At 60.3% G+C, this 16496-nt stretch carries 12 protein-coding genes; 6 read left to right on the forward strand and 6 right to left on the reverse strand.

Translation table 11 applies throughout. The features are described 5' to 3' along the window. Window positions 1-47: 47 nt before the first annotated feature. From P0D70_RS26195 to P0D70_RS26210, 4 genes are all read right to left on the reverse strand, one after another. On the reverse strand, window positions 48-269 hold the full coding sequence (locus P0D70_RS26195) for a hypothetical protein (protein WP_091808973.1): 222 nt from the start codon (window positions 267-269) through the stop codon (window positions 48-50). A 197-nt stretch (window positions 270-466) separates the two neighbouring features. Continuing rightward, window positions 467-769 (reverse strand): DUF4148 domain-containing protein, encoded by a 303-nt coding sequence (locus P0D70_RS26200; protein ID WP_408186596.1) that lies wholly within the window; start codon window positions 767-769, stop codon window positions 467-469. 170 nt (window positions 770-939) lie between these two features. Beyond that, a complete protein-coding gene (locus P0D70_RS26205) occupies window positions 940-2025 on the reverse strand; it encodes an aldose epimerase family protein (RefSeq protein WP_408186597.1) in 1086 nt (361 codons plus the stop codon). Window positions 2026-2058: 33 nt separating this feature from the next. Further along, a complete protein-coding gene (locus tag P0D70_RS26210) occupies window positions 2059-3276 on the reverse strand; it encodes a XylR family transcriptional regulator (protein WP_408186598.1) in 1218 nt (405 codons plus the stop codon). A gap of 235 nt (window positions 3277-3511) precedes the next feature. Here P0D70_RS26210 and xylA point away from each other — a divergent pair, with 235 nt between their 5' ends. From xylA to P0D70_RS26230, 4 genes are all read left to right on the forward strand, one after another. Then, window positions 3512-4834, forward strand: coding sequence for a xylose isomerase (gene xylA / locus P0D70_RS26215; RefSeq protein WP_408186599.1), 1323 nt, complete (start codon window positions 3512-3514; stop codon window positions 4832-4834). Between the two features lie 169 nt (window positions 4835-5003). After that, on the forward strand, window positions 5004-6032 hold the full coding sequence (gene xylF / locus P0D70_RS26220) for a D-xylose ABC transporter substrate-binding protein (protein WP_091804343.1): 1029 nt from the start codon (window positions 5004-5006) through the stop codon (window positions 6030-6032). A 79-nt stretch (window positions 6033-6111) separates the two neighbouring features. Further along, window positions 6112-7671: a D-xylose ABC transporter ATP-binding protein gene (gene xylG / locus P0D70_RS26225; protein WP_091804340.1), complete on the forward strand. Its 1560-nt coding sequence runs from the start codon at window positions 6112-6114 to the stop codon at window positions 7669-7671. Beyond that, complete coding sequence (locus P0D70_RS26230) at window positions 7668-8867, forward strand: sugar ABC transporter permease (protein WP_408186600.1); 1200 nt, start codon at window positions 7668-7670, stop codon at window positions 8865-8867. The genes xylG and P0D70_RS26230 overlap by 4 nt, the downstream gene beginning before the upstream one ends. Window positions 8868-8894: 27 nt before the next feature. On the opposite strand, the gene P0D70_RS26235 is transcribed toward P0D70_RS26230, so the two are convergent. Continuing rightward, on the reverse strand, window positions 8895-10715 hold the full coding sequence (locus tag P0D70_RS26235; protein ID WP_408186614.1) for a tetratricopeptide repeat protein: 1821 nt from the start codon (window positions 10713-10715) through the stop codon (window positions 8895-8897). Between the two features lie 91 nt (window positions 10716-10806). Beyond that, window positions 10807-12855, reverse strand: a complete 2049-nt coding sequence (locus tag P0D70_RS26240) for a S8 family serine peptidase (RefSeq protein WP_408186601.1) — start codon at window positions 12853-12855, stop codon at window positions 10807-10809. A gap of 614 nt (window positions 12856-13469) precedes the next feature. Between P0D70_RS26240 and P0D70_RS26245 the strand changes: the two genes are divergently transcribed. Further along, a complete protein-coding gene (locus tag P0D70_RS26245; RefSeq protein WP_408186602.1) occupies window positions 13470-15740 on the forward strand; it encodes a xanthine dehydrogenase family protein molybdopterin-binding subunit in 2271 nt (756 codons plus the stop codon). Between the two features lie 43 nt (window positions 15741-15783). Beyond that, entirely contained in the window at window positions 15784-16245 is a 462-nt protein-coding gene (locus P0D70_RS26250; RefSeq protein ID WP_091804331.1) for a (2Fe-2S)-binding protein, read from the forward strand. Window positions 16246-16496: the final 251 nt, after the last annotated feature.

A 16496-nucleotide genomic window follows, 5' to 3' on the forward strand; every position in this document is an offset into this window, starting at 1 on the left:
CGAACGGCCCCTCGCACGCAACACGGGTCCGCGAAAGGAGAAGGGGACTAGGGCAGAAGCGACGCGATCTCGTCGGTGCGCACAGGAATGGCGGAGGGTGCTGCAACGACGTTATGCCGGCGTACGGAGCGACGCGACAATACCGTGTCGATAGACAGGGGGCGGGATGGCGAAGCGCAGTGACTTCCCTGATGAGCGATCGGACAGCCGAACAGGATCGTTCTTTCCCGACCGCGCTGGTATCTCACCAATGGACCACGGACTTTCACGATTGAACCCGAAGCGACGTTGAGTAGAAGTTCTCGATAATGCACATGCATGCACGGTGAGAACCACCGAACTGCCGTCCTAGGATAGCCGAGCCATTATTTTCGTCAAAGGATTTTCTGACAATACGCTGGTGAACGTACTAATGCGAGCGCATGACATGAAGCATGCCTCGCATCGAATGCGCGACGATGAAGCGCTATTGACCCTGCAGATTCGGATTGCCGGCGGGAACGCCAGAGCCGGTTTCGGACGAGCCTGTCGTGGAGGGACCGTATCCGGTAGCCGCATTGTTCTGCGCGGAAACGCGGGCTTCGGCCGCCTGAATGTCGGCGGGATAGGTGGAGTCGGTTGCGACCGCGGGGTTGTAGCCGGCCTGTTCGAGCTGCTTCAATTGCGCCTTGACCTCGGCACGCGTGAGCGGTTGCTCGGATTGCGCGAACGACGCCAGCGGGGCGGCCAGCACGACGACTAGCGCCACTGCCTTGATGAGCGATTTCATGATGCTTCCCTCCGAGAATTTTTTTGGGGCGCCGCACCAATCTTCGGCACCATGCACGGATTCTAGGAAGCGAGTGCTCCAGGGGAAACCACTAACGCGGTAATTCAGTGTTGCGGCAAACAACAAGTCGGCGTGATGTAATGTCCGCCGTAATATTTGAGTAAACGTTTTTACACGCCCTGGCGTACATCCACTCGGTAGGCGGTGACCTGCCGATAGGTGTCGCCTGCGCGCACGATCACCTCGTCCTGTTCGGCCATGTTGACCTGATTCGGAAATCCGCCTGCTTCGAGACAAAAGCCCGCGTGCGGTTGATACGCAATGCCGCCGCGTCCCACATCGCCATTCAGCGAATTGCCGCTATAGAACTGTAAGCCGCGTTGATCGGTCGACACGGTCAATTCACGTCCGCTGGCAGGGTCGTAGGCGCGGGCAACCTGGCGCATGGCCGGCGTGCCGCTATTCGTGCCGAACTCACGCGTATCGCGCAGCACGTAGCAATGATCGAATCCGCCGGCCGTCGCCAACTGTGCGTGCGGCCATTCGAGCCGCGCACCGATCGGTGCGCTCTGCCGAAAATCGAAGGCGTTGCCCGCCACCTCGGCCAGCTTGCACGGAATCAAGTCGGTGTCGACTTCGAAGAACCGGTCGGCATCGATCGACAGCATATGACCACGAATGTCCGCGCCCGCGCGGCCTGTGAGGTTGAAGTACGGATGGCTCGTCAGATTGAGCGGCGTAGCCGCATCCGTGACGGCTTCATAGGCGATGGTCAGCGTGCCGTCGTCGTCGAGCGAGTAGCGCACTTGCGTTGTCACATTGCCCGGAAAACCGGCGTCGCCTTCGGGCGACTCCAGACGCATGAGCAGCGCGCCGTTGTCCTCGCTCACATCCCATAGCGCGCGATGAAACCCGCTCGTGCCACCATGTAACAGGTTCGTGCCGTTATTCCGGTCGAGCGTGTATTCGATACCGTCGAGCGTGAAGCGCGCATTGGCGATGCGGTTCGCCCAGCGTCCTATCAGTCCGCCCATATAGGTGTTGGCCGCTACATACTCGGCGGGCGTGTCGTGACCGAGCAGGATATCGCCGAGTACGCCGGCACGATCCGGCGCATGCCAGGACACCAGCGTCGCGCCAAGATCGCTGATGGCGACTTTCATGCCGTGCGCGTTACGCAGCGTGAAGAGACGGACGGCGTCGCCGCCGCGCAATGTGCCCCACGGCTCAGAAGAAAGTTGTGCAATGCTGATCATGTCGTTGGTGAGAAGAAAAGAGAATAGGCATGCTCAGCCCGGCGCCGGTGTCGAATTCACCCGCTCCTGGTACTCGCGCGGTGTGCAACCGAGTTCACGGCGAAACACCGCATACATGTATTGCAGTGACGTGAAGCCGCAACGGATCGCCACTTCCGCGCTCGACGCATCGCGCTTCGCCAATAGCGCCTTCGCCACATCGAGTTTATGGCGCAGGATTTCCTGATGCACGGTGCACTGCCGCTCGCGCCTGAAGTACTCTTCGAGCGACGAACGCGACACGCCCACATAGTCGGCGACCTGTTCGGTGCGAATACCCTGGCACGCGTATTGGCGAATAAAGTGGCGAGCCCGCATCACGTAAGGACTTGCAAGCGGTTGGTGCCTGGTCGACTCGAGCACGTTGATGCCGACCGGCGGCACGAGAATGCGCCGCCCCGGAAAGCGCGCGCCATGCAGCATTTGATGCAACAGGTGAGCCGCGGTGCGGCCCATTTCCTCAGTGCCCTGAATCACCGAAGACAATGGAATTCGCGTCAACGTGCGTGTCAACGGATCGTTGTCGATGCCGATGATCGCGACTTCCTCCGGCACGGGAATTCCGGCAATCAAACACGCCTGGAGCAGATGCCTAGCACGAGCATCGGTCACGGCAATGATGCCGACCGGCTTCGGTAGATCCCGCAGCCATGCGGTGAGCTGCTCGGTCGCCTGATTCCATGACGGCGCGCTGGTCGACAGGCCGCGATACATCTCGCTGGCGATCTGCGCGGCGCTGCGGCCATCCGCACTGCGCAAATGAGCAAACGCGAGTTCGCGCTGTTGCGCCCAGCGGTTTTCCTGTGCCTGCGGCAGGCTGTACAACGCGAAGTGCTGGAGACCCGCGCCGATCAGATGCGTATAGGCGAGCGAGATGAGCTTGCTGTTGTCGGTGGCGATATAGGGTAAATCCGGAGGGTAGTGCGCAGGATCTTCGAACGACGAACCCACGGCAACCACGGGCAATGGACAATCGCGCAACGCTTCGCCCACGGCGGGATCGTCGAAATCCGCAATGATGCCGTCGCCGTCGAAGCGTTCAATGCCCGTTAGCCGGCAGCGAAAGTCTTCTTCGAGAAAGAGGTCCCACGCCACACGCGTGGACAGCAGGTAATTACCAATGCCGGTGATGATCTCGCGATCGTAGACCTTGTTCGCGTTGAACAGCAGTGCGATCCGATGGGTCGTCTGTGGTGTTTGCGGACGGGTCATGGCGGTAAGCGGCGTTGGGTGCCCGTTTAGCGCGGCACCGGTTTTAAGCGTCTGGTTATTCTAGGCCTCGAATCACGCCCTGGTGCGAAACAAAATGGCGGGCGGTAAGAAACATCAAGCACGCTGCGCAATTTCGCAATTGCCGATGCATCTTGCAAGCGGCAGCATGGCGTCACCTTGTCGACCGGCGCGACGACGTCGCACGGGTTGCGGTGCAACATAACTGGAGACGCAGATGTCTTACTTCGAACACATTCCCGAGATCCGCTACGAGGGCCCGCAATCGGATAATCCGCTTGCGTACCGCCACTACGATAAAAGTAAAAAGGTACTCGGCAAAACCCTCGAAGAACATCTGCGTATTGCCGTGTGCTACTGGCACACGTTCGTCTGGCCGGGCGTGGATATTTTCGGGCACGGAACGTTTCGCCGCCCTTGGCAGCAAGCCGGCGATGCCATGGAGCGGGCACGGCAAAAGGCGGATTCCGCATTCGAGTTCTTCTCGAAGCTCGGCACGCCGTACTACACGTTTCACGACACCGACGTCGCACCCGAAGGGTCGAACCTGAAGGAATACAGCGAAAACTTCCTGCATATTGCCGACTATCTGGCGCGCAAGCAGGAGGACAGCGGCATCAAGTTGCTGTGGGGCACCGCCAATCTATTCTCGCATCCCCGTTACGCGGCGGGCGCGGCCACCAATCCTGATCCAGAGGTGTTCGCATTTGCGGCGACGCAGGTGCGCCATGCTCTCGATGCGACGCAAAGACTCGGCGGCGACAACTATGTCTTGTGGGGTGGACGTGAAGGTTACGATACGTTGCTCAATACCGATCTGGTGCGCGAACGTGATCAGCTCGCCCGTTTTCTGCATATGGTCGTCGATCACGCGCACAAGATCGGCTTCAAAGGCTCGCTGCTGATTGAACCCAAGCCACAGGAGCCGACCAAGCATCAATACGATTACGATGTCGCGACCGTACACGGCTTCCTGCTGCAACACGGACTCGAGAAAGAGATTCGGGTAAACATCGAGGCTAATCATGCGACGCTCGCGGGTCATTCGTTTCATCACGAGATCGCGACGGCCTATGCGCTGGATATTTTCGGCAGCGTCGACGCGAATCGCGGCGACCCGCAAAACGGCTGGGATACCGATCAGTTCCCAAATAGTGTGGAAGAGCTGACGCTCGCCTTCTACGAAATTCTCAAACATGGCGGCTTCACAACGGGCGGCATGAACTTCGACTCGAAAGTACGGCGGCAAAGTGTCGATCCGGAAGACCTGTTCTACGGCCACATTGGGGCAATCGATAACCTCGCGCTCGCTGTCGAACGCGCCGCGGTGCTGATCGAAAACGATCGCCTGGATCAATTCAAGCGTCAACGATATGCAGGCTGGGAAGCGGAGTTCGGCCGCAAGATCCTGTCCGGCGACTATTCGCTCTCCACGCTGGCGACGGATGCGTTGGCGCGCGGTCTGAATCCGCAGCATGCCAGCGGCCATCAGGAGCTGATGGAAAACATCGTGAATCAGGCTATTTACAGCGGACGCTGATCCGGATCGTAGGAAGACGTGGCTGAGAAGTCGTAGCACCTCATAAAAATCGCGCGGCCACGTCGACCGCGCGAAACAGGAAGCTTTGGGTTGTCGCTTGTCCGGTCCTGCGGCTCGCAGCGCAGGCCGTCCAATCCGGTATTCCGGCTATCAGAAGAAGGAGAGAGACATGAAATTCGCAACGCGTCGTACCGTGTTGAGTTCGCTCGTGTGTGGAGCGGTGCTCGCCAGCCTGTCGCTTGTCGCGCCGCTCGCGCATGCAAGCAAGGATCATCCGGAAATCGGCTTCTGTATCGACGATCTGCGCGTGGAGCGCTGGTCACGCGATCGTGACTATTTCGTTGCCGCGGCAGAAAAGCTCGGTGCGAAAGTGTCGGTGCAATCCGCCGACGCGAGCGAAGAGCGGCAGATCTCGCAGATCGAAAACCTGATTTCGCGCGGCGTCGACGTCATCGTAATCGTGCCGTTCAATTCGAAGACGCTCGGCAATGTGGTTGCGGAAGCAAGGAAAGCCGGCATCAAGGTCGTCTCGTATGACCGCCTGATTCTCGATGCCGATGTGGACGCCTATATCTCGTTCGATAACGAGAAAGTCGGCGAATTGCAGGCGCAAGGCGTCTACAACGCGCAGCCAAAGGGCAACTACTTCCTGCTCGGCGGTGCGCCGACGGACAACAACGCCAAGATGCTGCGCGAAGGCCAGCTCAAAATCCTGAAGCCCGCCATGGACCGGGGCGACATTAAAGTAGTCGGTCAGCAGTGGGTGCCGGAATGGAGTGCTTCCACGGCGCTGCGCATTGTCGAAGATGCGCTGACGGCCAACAACAACAAGATCGATGCGATCGTCGCATCGAACGACGGCACCGCAGGTGGCGCGATTCAGGCGCTCGCCGCGCAGCACCTGGCGGGCAAGGTGCCGGTCTCCGGGCAGGACGCGGACCTCGCGGCCGTCAAGCGTGTGATTGCCGGCACGCAAACCATGACCGTCTACAAGCCGCTGAAGCTGATTGCCGGCGAAGCCGCCAAGCTCTCGGTGGCTCTCGCGAAGGGCCAGAAGCCCGCCTATAACGCGCAATACGACAACGGCAAGAAGAAAGTCGACACGGTGCTCCTGCAACCCACGTTGCTCACCAAGAGCAATGTCGACGTAGTCGTCAAGGACGGCTTCTATAGCCAGGCCCAGCTCGCGAGCCAATGAGCGTAACGTGTGCGCGGCGGACGGCGATGCGCGTGGTGCGTATCGGCGCCGCCGCGCGCCTTGCAGCGAGGCATAGCGAATGACGCAACCTCTCATGACGATGCGCGGCATCGTCAAGGCGTTTTCCGGCGTGAAGGCGCTCGACGGTATCGACCTCACGATCGCGCCGGGCGAGTGCGTGGGTCTGTGTGGCGAGAACGGCGCGGGCAAATCCACGCTGATGAAAGTGCTCTCCGGCGTGTATCCGTGGGGCACGTGGGACGGCGAGATCATCTGGGAAGGCGAGCCGTTGAAAGCCGCCAGCGTGCGTGACACCGAGCGCGCCGGCATCATCATCATTCACCAGGAGTTGATGCTGGTGCCGGAATTGTCGGTGGCGGAGAACATCTTCCTCGGCAATGAAATTACGCTGCCCGGTGGCCGCATGAATTACGCGGCGATGTACCAGCGCGCCGACGAACTGCTGCGCGAACTCGGTATCAGCGGAATCAATGCCGCACAGCCGGTGATGAACTATGGCGGGGGGCACCAGCAGTTGATCGAGATTGCCAAGGCGCTAAACAAGCGCGCCAAACTGCTGATTCTCGATGAACCGTCTTCTTCGCTGACCGCATCCGAGATCCGTATTCTGCTCGACATCGTGCGCGATCTGAAGCGGCGCGGCGTGGCCTGTGTGTACATTTCGCACAAGCTCGACGAAGTGGCGGCCGTCTGCGACACGATCAGCGTGATTCGCGACGGCCGTCACGTCGCGACGGAGCCGATGCGCGCGCTTACGACCGACCGCATCATTTCGCTGATGGTGGGCCGCGAGATCAAGAACCTGTTTCCGCGCGAGCCGCATCCGATCGGCGAGGTGATCTTCGAAGCGCGTCATGTCACCTGTTTCGACGTGACCAATTCGCGTCGCAAGCGGGTCAACGACGTGTCGTTCGCGCTGCGGCGTGGCGAGATTCTTGGCGTGGCCGGCCTGGTCGGCGCGGGCCGCACAGAGTTGATGCAGGCAATCTTCGGCGCGTATCCCGGCGTAAGCGAAGCGACCGTGGTGATGGACGGCAAGCCGCTCAGGATTCGCGCGCCCGTTGACGCGATTCGCGCGGGCATCGCCATGGTGCCGGAAGATCGCAAACGCCACGGCATCGTGCCTGGGCTGAGCGTCGGCCACAACATCACGCTCGCGGTGTTGGCGCGCTTTGCCTCGGCTGGCCGGATTGATTCCGCGGCCGAACTCGATACGATTCACACGGAGATGAAGCGGCTTTCGGTGCGCGCCGCGCATCCCATGTTATCGATTGCGAGTCTGTCCGGCGGCAATCAACAGAAGGCCGTGCTGACACGCATGCTGCTGACCGACCCGAAAGTGCTGATTCTCGACGAACCCACGCGTGGCGTGGATGTCGGCGCGAAATACGAAATCTACAAACTGATTTTTCAACTGGCGCAGCGCGGCATGTCGATCGTGATGGTGTCCTCCGAATTGCCCGAAGTGCTCGGTATCAGCGATCGTGTGCTGGTGATCGGCGAAGGCGAGTTGCGCGGCGATTTCGTCAATGACGGTCTGACTCAGGAGGACATACTCAGCGCTGCGATCCGTCCCGTGCCACGATCCCCGAACCCAACCGTAGCGAGTGCCGCATGACGCCCGACGTTACTTCCCACCGCGCCGATGAAGCCGTGCCGCGAGGCGCATTCGGCGGTCCGCAGCGCCTTCAGCAACTGTTCGCGCGCTACAAGATTCTCGCGCTGCTGATCGCCGTGGCCGCGATCTGGATTTTCTTTTCGGTGCTCACGCACGGCGCATTCGTTACGCCGCGCAATCTGTCGAACCTGCTGCGGCAGATGTCGATTACCGGCATGCTCGCGTGCGGCATGGTGTTCGTGATCATTGCCGGCGAGATCGATCTGTCGGTCGGCTCGCTGCTCGGTTTGCTCGGCGGCGTGGCGGCGATACTCGACGTCAACCGACACTGGCCGCTCGGCGTCACGTTGCCGGTGGTCATGCTGCTTGGGGTACTGATCGGCATGTTCAACGGATGGTGGTCGACTTACCGGCGCGTGCCTTCGTTCATTGTCGGGCTCGGCGGCATGCTTGCCTATCGCGGCATTCTGCTCGGTGTGACAGGCGGATCGACGATTGCACCGGTGTCGGATGGTTTCGTGTTCGTCGGCCAAGGGTATCTGCCGAGACTCGCGGGCGATACGCTTGCGGTGGTGCTGTTTCTGTTGCTGGCGTTTCTGACGATACGCCAGCGGCGCAACCGCGAGCGCTATCAACTGCGGGTGGTGCCGTTCTGGCAGGACGTCGTGAAGTTGGTCGGCGCGGGTGTGATTCTCGCCGGCTTCGTCGCCACACTTGACCGTTACGGTGGCATTCCCGTGCCGGTGCTGTTGCTGCTCGCGCTGCTGGGCATCTTTACGTGGATCGCCACGCAGACGGTGTTCGGGCGGCGCATCTACGCGGTCGGTTCGAACCTCGAAGCGACCCGGCTCTCAGGCGTCAACACTAACCGCGTGAAACTGGCGATCTTCGCGCTGATGGGGCTGATGTGCGCGTTCGGCGGCATCGTCAATACGGCGCGGCTTGCGGCGGGATCGCCTTCGGCCGGATCGATGGGCGAACTCGATGCGATTGCCGCGTGTTTTATCGGCGGGACGTCGATGCGCGGAGGGTCCGGCACGGTCTACGGCGCGCTGATCGGCGCGCTCGTCATGGCGAGCCTCGATAACGGCATGTCGATGCTGGACGTGGATGCGTATTGGCAGATGATCGTGAAGGGCAGCATTCTCGTGCTGGCCGTTTGGATCGATGTGGTGTCGGGGTCGAATAGGCGGTGAGATGAAAAGGCGGGAGAGGTGCGGCGGCTACTTTGGTCCGGTGCCGCACCAATCCGTCAGAGCTTCCCCCATTTCTTCGATAACGGGGTTCCAATCTCCGAGTTCGCGCTGGCGGAATAGCCGCATTGATGGGTACCAGGGGCTATCTGTTCTGGCGGTTAGCCAGCGCAACTCCGAGTACGCGGGCAAAAGTACCCAGACTGGAAGGTTTGCCGCACCGGCGAGATGTGCAGCGGCAGTATCGACGGTAATGAGCAGGTCAAGCGTTTCAAGAATGGCGAGCGTGTCGGTGAAGTCTTCAATGATGGGTCCGAGCGTGTGTAAATCAAATTGGTCTGCCAGCGGTACGCCGTCGCATTCATGCTCCCCTTTCTGTACGGAAAACCAGGTCGTTCCCGGATGGGAAAGAAGGGGTTTCAGCGTTTCGATACCGATCGATCGGAACCGATCTAGAGCGGTGTGCGCACCGCCCGCCCACACTACACCGATTCTCGTGCGTTTCTTATGCGCCGCTAATGGTGAGATGACATCGAGCTTTTGCCGCCATTGGTCAATATGGAGTGGCGCGGCCGAAACGTATGGCATGGCAATAGGCAACATGGAGAGATCAAGGTTCATATGCGCTGGCATTCTCAGCATATGGCTCCAATAGTCGTAAGGGCCGGCGGGTGTTGTTGTAAAAACCGACCGTACGCTCCTCATGCTTGCTGCGATTTTGGCGACAGGTTGGCTGACCAGCACATCGACAATAGCACCCTGCCGGTGTAGCCATTCGGCAAACCGGATGAACTGGATTTCGTCGCCCCGTCCTTGTTCGCCGACGAGTAGGAAACGACATCCGCAAACTGGTTCGCCATTCCACACCTGAAAATCTGGAAAGACCAAAGTGGCACGTGTTAGGGGCATGGCGTAAGCGGCATTGCGACGCGCCCATCCGCTCTTAAAATCGCCCTGACTCAGTTCGAGGCATGCAAGTTGGCACTGCATGACAGGATCATCAGGTGTGAGTCGGACCGCTTCCCTGCTGTAGGCCAGCGCTTCCGCAACTCTGCCGCGGACGCTCAGCGCATGTGCCGCGTAGTGGTGCAGCGTGACGCGTCGCGGATCGATCTCGAGTCCCTGGCGGGCGACACTCAGCATATCGGCGAAACGATCCGCTCTATATAACGCGAGACACAGCGCCTGCAATGTTTCGGGATTGTCCGCTTCCCGTGTTCTGATCTGTGCGATCGCACGGCTTGCCTGTGCCGTACGCCTGGCTTTGGCTAGTGCTGCGATTAAATCGAACCCGTCTTGCAGGGAAGATGAGTCGAGCGCCCATGCGGCTAGCCAATAGTCGGCGGCATCGTCAGCCTCCCCGAGTTCGGCGCTTATGCGCGCGATGGCACGCGTCGCATGATGAAGGTCCGTCTCTATGGAAAGAGCCGCTTTGTATTGCGCTTTCGCTTCGGCGAGGCGGCCGCCGAGTCGCAGGCAATCCGCCAGATTGCGATGCAAGGTTGCGGTGCTTCCAGAGAGATCAATCGCATGACGGTAGAACGCTTCCGAACGTGGGTAGTCGCCTTTCATCGCGGCGATCAGGCCGGCGTGTTCCCACAGATCGGCACGCGCTGGGTCGGCCTTTAGAGCGCGTTCCAGATACGCGTCTGCTTCTGGGATTTTTTCCAGGTGCACGCATACCAACCCCATACGGTGTAGTGCATGGACATTGTACGGGTTCGAGGCCAACGCCCGTTGGTATCCGCTTTCCGCGTCTTTCATGCGGAAGGCGGAGTAGTCGGCGTCTGCACGAGCAATCAGCGTGTGCACGTCCATTGAATCGGAGTGGTGGGTAATGGCCTTTTGCATTTTCAAAGATAGTGGGCTTTGCTTATGCGAAAAGTTGTGTTTCTGCGCTCCGTGATGGAAACGCAGGGGGCCTGCTCGCACGCTATGAACGTCACTGCATATAGGTAGCGAAAATCACATCATCATTGAGGTCGGTATCAGGGCTTAGCGTGACGTAATAAACGCCTGCTGCCGGGCGCGATATGATGCATTGGGCACCGCTGCCTGATGCAAATTTTCTAACGCAAGGTGCGTTTACCGTAGTGGGCGAGCCGGCCCTCAGATACATTGTTCCCGATTCAAGACTAGATCTATTTGAGAGGGCTACCCTGAGGATCGATGCACCAGCCGGGACGTCCAGCTTGAAGAACTTCATGACGTTCGATTTCGCGGCAATCATGAGATTGACGTCGAAACTCAGATCGGTTGACTCAGGGGCGGCGACCGTAAAGGGCCGAGTTACCCTGCTAACTGCGCCTGTGCTGTCAGTCGTCGTTAATGTGATGTTGTAAGTGCCCGGATATTCGTAGTTGTAGATCGGGTTGACTGATTGTGCGCTTAACACATCAACCGCATTGCCGGAGCCGAGAGTCCACGTCCACGACTTGATCGACGCAGAGCCTCTCGCGGTCGACAGGTCTGTACACGTCACCAACATTGCGGACATACTCTGGGAACATTTGAAATCCGCTGCGGCTGGAATCTCGCCAGCCTTTGCCGCCGCAACTGTTGCCGCCGCATCGAGGATACCCGATCCCATCGAATGATCCGGCTGTTTTGGGAATTGCTGGGCGTGCTGTGTGATTAGTGTGCGCATCTCGGCCGTACTTAGCGGCTTCGGTGCGACAGAACGTACGAGAGCAACTACACCGCTAACCATTGGCGCTGCCATGGACGTTCCGGTCATAGCGGCATAACTCTCGCTGCCAAGCGCCGAGCTTCCATCGTTATAGGTCGATAAGATATCGGTTCCCGGCGCGGAAATATCAACCGTGGGCCCGTAGTTGGACAAGTACCCTCGCAAACCATCGCGTTGTGTGTTGCCGACAGCGATAACGCCGTGACAGTTGGCTGGTTGGGTGTTTGATGCGTCTTCGTTATCGTTCATTGCGGCTACTACGAGCGTACCGCCTAAACTGTTCACGGTGTCGATTGCATCCTGATACGCCTGCGAACACTGGCCAGCCGATCCAAGGCTCGCGTTGATGACCTTTGCGGGATGGGGATTGACTGAAAAACCTGGAACAGATCCGCCCGCGGACCATACCATAGCTTCCACGACGCTCGACATTGTGCCGATGTTGCAGGCGCTGAGCGCGCGAACTGAAAGTACTTTCGCGGACGGCGCGACGCCTGCGACGCCGAGGCCATTGTTTGCCACCGCGCTCAATATGCCGGCAACGTGAGTGCCGTGCCAGGTCACCTGGCAATTCGGATTCTCGACAGTACGACCAGGGTTTGTGCCGTCGCTTGGTCCGGGCAGAAACGTAAAGTCCAACCCACCGGGAGATATGTTTGCATTCAGATCGCTATGGCTCGTTACCCCATTGTCGACGAGCGCGATGGTCACGCCCGCGCCCGTGCCTGTATTCCATGCGTTCGCCACGCGGATACCCGCATAGGGCTGCCCAGGGTCGAGATTTGAAAGAAGGCCCCATTGGTCGTTAAAGTATGGGTCGTTAGGTACAGCACCACCTGAGACCGCAATGTCCGGCTCAACGTATTGCACGTTCGGGTCGGCTGCGATGGCGCGCATGAATGCTTTCGCCTGCGCGCTAGAGAGTTTTCGCTCAGTCGTCACCACGTCTGCGCCGATACCCATCCGACGCAGATGATGTGCTCTCGCGGGGAGCGTGCTGGCAAGCTTGTCAAGTTTCGTTTGCACGGCAGAGGAAGAGCCGCGTTCAGCAGTACCGGGTCTGTACTTGATGATGAAACGGTCGGTTTGCGACTCTGACGTCATGCCAGTTGTGTTCATCTTCAACGACATGGTGAGCGGAACTGAACTGGAACTCGCAGCGCTCGCTGCGGCCGCCACCTCTGCCGTCTCCGGAGCGCTGGGTGCCGAACGCGATGCGGTGTCGCTCGCGCCGTTCCCGCTACACGCGGCCAAGGCCAGCGCTAGAGTGAGGTTTGCAACGCTGGTAATGATGCGGCGCATTGGTAATCTCGATCGGATCGCATCCGCCCGGTTGACTGTGTGTTGAAAGTCGATCCTGCCGCTTTTCGTTCTCTCTTTTTTCAACGTTTGGATCTCGCAGATTTTTCGTTGATCGTTCGTTCTTGCGATCGGAAAGCCATACAAAGACCGGTGCCCGTTCGTAATGGAAGGGTAATCGCTCGGAAAAGTGTGAGGCAGCGGAAAGCGCTGTTTTATGTGAAGGAGAATTCCCGTGCGATGTCAGGAATAACTACGCATCGATTGCAATTTGCGCTAAGCGGCGAGTGAAACGTCCTAACGCGGTTTGACGCGACCTCCGCCGAGTCGTTTTCGCAGGCACAGCCACGATGGCATACTCGCACGAGCGCCGGCCTTCTGCCCGCAACGAGCCGCCCTCACCAAGCCGTTCCCGCCTCATTTAATGAAACACCCCACGGCTTCCCCCCAACACCGCCATCCTCCCCATCCCCCGCCCCAAGCCCTCCTGACTTAAATGCATGCATTTAAGTCCCACATCCACTCCCCCGTCTTATTACTATTCGGAGGACCAACGCCAGGCGCGGACCCGCGCTTCACAGCTTCCCAGCCATCGTGCGAGCTGATCGAGCCATGCCATGTTAAAGCGCAGAACCTTCCTGCTCGGCGGCGCCAGCGCTGTCGGCGCGCTGCTGGTCGGCTGGTCGGTGCTGCCGCCGGGGCAGCGTTTGACTACGTCCATGCCGCTGCCGGCGCAAGGCACGCAGGTCGCGCTCAACGGCTGGGTCAAGATCGCCGCGGACAACAGCGTGACGATCATGATGTGCAAGGCGGAAATGGGACAGGGCATTCACACTGGCCTCGCCATGTTGCTTGCCGAAGAACTGGACGCCGACTGGTCGCAGGTGCGGGTCGAAAACTCGCCTATCGACAAGATCTACAACAGTGTGCAGAACATCATCGACGACCTGCCGTTTCGCCCCGACGACGATAGCGCCATTAAACGCACCATCGTCTGGATGACCCGCAAGGTGGTGCGCGAAGCCGGCACGATGATGACGGGTGGTTCGTCCAGCATCAACGACCTTTGGACGCCGATGCGCGAGGCCGGCGCCTCGGCCCGCGCCATGCTGATCGGCGCCGCGGCAGCGCAATGGAAAGTGCCTGCCGGCGAATGTCGCGTCGAAAGCGGTCAGGTGCTGCACCCCTCGGGGCATAAGGCGAGCTTCGGCGAATTGTCGTTGACGGCGGCGCAGCAACCGCTGCCGCGCCACGTGGCGCTCAAAGATCCCGCCGACTTCAAGCTGATCGGCAAACCGTTACGTCGTATCGAAGCGGCGTCGAAGATCAACGGCACGGCGCGCTTCGGTATCGACGCGCTTCCCGACGGTCTGCTCTACGCGAGCGTCGTCATGTGCCCGACGCTGGGCGGCACGGTCGCGAAGTTTGATGCAACGCCGGCGGCCAGCATGCCGGGCTTCATCAAGGCGTTTGCCGTCGCGCCCTACAACGGAGGAACCGGCGGCGTCGCGGTGATCGCGGACAACCCGTTTCGGGCGATGAACGCGGTCACCGCCATCAACGTGGATTGGCACGACGGCCCAGCGGCAAAGCTGTCGAACGCGGAGGTGGACCGTCGCCTCGCACAAGCACTGGACGACGGCGACGGCCACGCCTACTACCATCTGGGCGACGTGGACGCCGCGTTGAGTCGCGCGGCTCGCACCATCAGCGCCGAGTATCGCGCGCCGTATCTGGCGCACGGCGCGGTCGAGCCGCCCAACTGCACCGTGCAGGTCACGGACGGCTCGGCCACGGTCTGGGTCTCGACGCAAATGCCCGCGCTCGCCCGGCATCACGTCGCAAAAGTGCTGGACATCGATCCCGACAAGGTCGACGTGCAAACGCTTCTATTGGGCGGCGCATTCGGGCGGCGTCTGGAACTCGATTTCATCGCCCAAGCCGCGGCGATTGCGCGCCAAGGCGGCGGCCGTCCGGTGCAAACCCTCTGGTCGCGCGCGGAGGACTTCACTCACGATTTCTATCGTCCGGCATGCGTGTCGCGCCTCAAAGCCGGTATCGACAACAACGGCAAACTGCTGGCGTGGCAAGCCACGTCGGCAAGTCAGGCGATCGTGCCGGAGTCCCTCGCGCGCTATTACGGCGTGCCGCGCATTCCGATCGACAAGACGACCTGCGAAGGCGCCTTCGATCAGCCCTACGAATGGCCCGCAGCGCGCGTGGCGCACAAGATTGTCGACCTGCCGGTGCCGGTCGGATTTTGGCGCTCGGTGGGCCATTCACATCAGGCGTTCTTCACCGAGGGCTTCACCGACGAACTTGCCGCGGCCACCGGCCAGGACCCGATTGCGTTTCGCGCGGCGCTGCTCGCGCAGCATCCGCGGCATCTGGCGGTGTTAAAGCGTGCGGCGGTTTTATCGGACTGGGGACACCCGTTGACGCATGCCGCCGACGGCGCGCGCCGCGCGCGCGGCGTGGCGTTGCACGAGGCGTTCGGCAGTGTGGTCGCGCAGGTCGTGGAGGTGTCGATCGGGCCGGATAAGCGGATTCGCGTGCATCGGGTGGTCTGCGTGATCGATTGCGGCATGCCGGTGAATCCGAATCTGATTCGTCAGCAGATGGAGAGCGCGATTGTGTTTGGTCTCTCCACCGCGTTGCAGGATGAAATCACGCTCATCAACGGTCAGGTGCAGCAGAAGAACTTCAGGGATTTCCCGGTCGTGCGAATCAACGATTGCCCGGCAATCGACACGGACATCATGCCGAGTCAGATGCATCCGCAAGGCGTGGGTGAACCGGGTGTGCCACCGGTCGCACCGGCGGTGGCGAATGCCGTGTTCGCATTGACGGGCCAGCGCTTGCGCTCACTGCCGTTGAGGCTCGCGTGAAGCACGGCGAATTCGAAAACTCAGGAACTCACGGAGGCTGGCGATGGGATCGTTGAACATCAACGGGCGGGCGGTGGCGGTGCAGGCCGACCCCGACATGCCGCTTCTGTGGGTGCTGCGTTGTGAACTCGGCATGACGGGCACCAAGTTCGGCTGTGGCGTGGGGATTTGCGGCGCGTGCATGGTCCATGTGGACGGCGAAGCAAGCTTCGCGTGCCAGACGCTCATGTCGAGCCTCCACACGCAGAAGATTACGACCATCGAAGGCTTGCAGGGCCCCGAAGCGCAGGCGCTGAAAGCCGCGTGGATCGATCTCGACGTGGTGCAGTGCGGCTATTGTCAAAGCGCGCAACTCATGGCGGCCTGCGCGCTGCTCAAGCACAACCCCAAGCCGACCGACGCCGACATCGACGCGGCCATGTGGCACATCGTGTGCCGTTGCGGCACGTATCCGCGGGTTCGGGCGGCGATTCACCAGGCGGCGGCAAAACGTCGGCCCGCCTAGCGCCGCCGACGCTTTTCGCCCCAACGCGAGAAGCCGCGAGCGTTCAACCTGCCAGCATTTCGACCACGGCGACGACGGCCGTGAAAACGCCGATGCAGCCGCCCAGCGCGACCGCGCTCTTCATGAATTGCGACATACGTGTCCCCGTAATGAGTGGTTGATGGGACGTATTTAACCCGAAATGAAAGGCAAAAGAAAGATTATCAAAAATAATTCGTAAGCTTTGCGGGGAGGGGCAGAGCGTGCGGGTG

Origin of the sequence: Paraburkholderia sp. RL17-381-BIF-C, assembly GCF_046026435.1 — a bacterium.
GTDB lineage: Bacteria > Pseudomonadota > Gammaproteobacteria > Burkholderiales > Burkholderiaceae > Paraburkholderia.

What these genes read in the sequence shown, in the direction of transcription:
- xylG (WP_091804340.1), top strand. Translation starts at nt 6,112, where the DNA reads ATGACGCAACCTCTCATGACGATGCGCGGCATCGTCAAGGCGTTTTCC.
- P0D70_RS26235 (WP_408186614.1), bottom strand. Translation starts at nt 10,715, where the DNA reads ATGCAAAAGGCCATTACCCACCACTCCGATTCAATGGACGTGCACACG.
- P0D70_RS26240 (WP_408186601.1), bottom strand. Translation starts at nt 12,855, where the DNA reads ATGCGCCGCATCATTACCAGCGTTGCAAACCTCACTCTAGCGCTGGCC.
- P0D70_RS26230 (WP_408186600.1), top strand. Translation starts at nt 7,668, where the DNA reads ATGACGCCCGACGTTACTTCCCACCGCGCCGATGAAGCCGTGCCGCGA.
- P0D70_RS26250 (WP_091804331.1), top strand. Translation starts at nt 15,784, where the DNA reads ATGGGATCGTTGAACATCAACGGGCGGGCGGTGGCGGTGCAGGCCGAC.
- P0D70_RS26210 (WP_408186598.1), bottom strand. Translation starts at nt 3,276, where the DNA reads ATGACCCGTCCGCAAACACCACAGACGACCCATCGGATCGCACTGCTG.
- P0D70_RS26200 (WP_408186596.1), bottom strand. Translation starts at nt 769, where the DNA reads ATGAAATCGCTCATCAAGGCAGTGGCGCTAGTCGTCGTGCTGGCCGCC.
- P0D70_RS26245 (WP_408186602.1), top strand. Translation starts at nt 13,470, where the DNA reads ATGTTAAAGCGCAGAACCTTCCTGCTCGGCGGCGCCAGCGCTGTCGGC.
- xylF (WP_091804343.1), top strand. Translation starts at nt 5,004, where the DNA reads ATGAAATTCGCAACGCGTCGTACCGTGTTGAGTTCGCTCGTGTGTGGA.
- xylA (WP_408186599.1), top strand. Translation starts at nt 3,512, where the DNA reads ATGTCTTACTTCGAACACATTCCCGAGATCCGCTACGAGGGCCCGCAA.
- P0D70_RS26205 (WP_408186597.1), bottom strand. Translation starts at nt 2,025, where the DNA reads ATGATCAGCATTGCACAACTTTCTTCTGAGCCGTGGGGCACATTGCGC.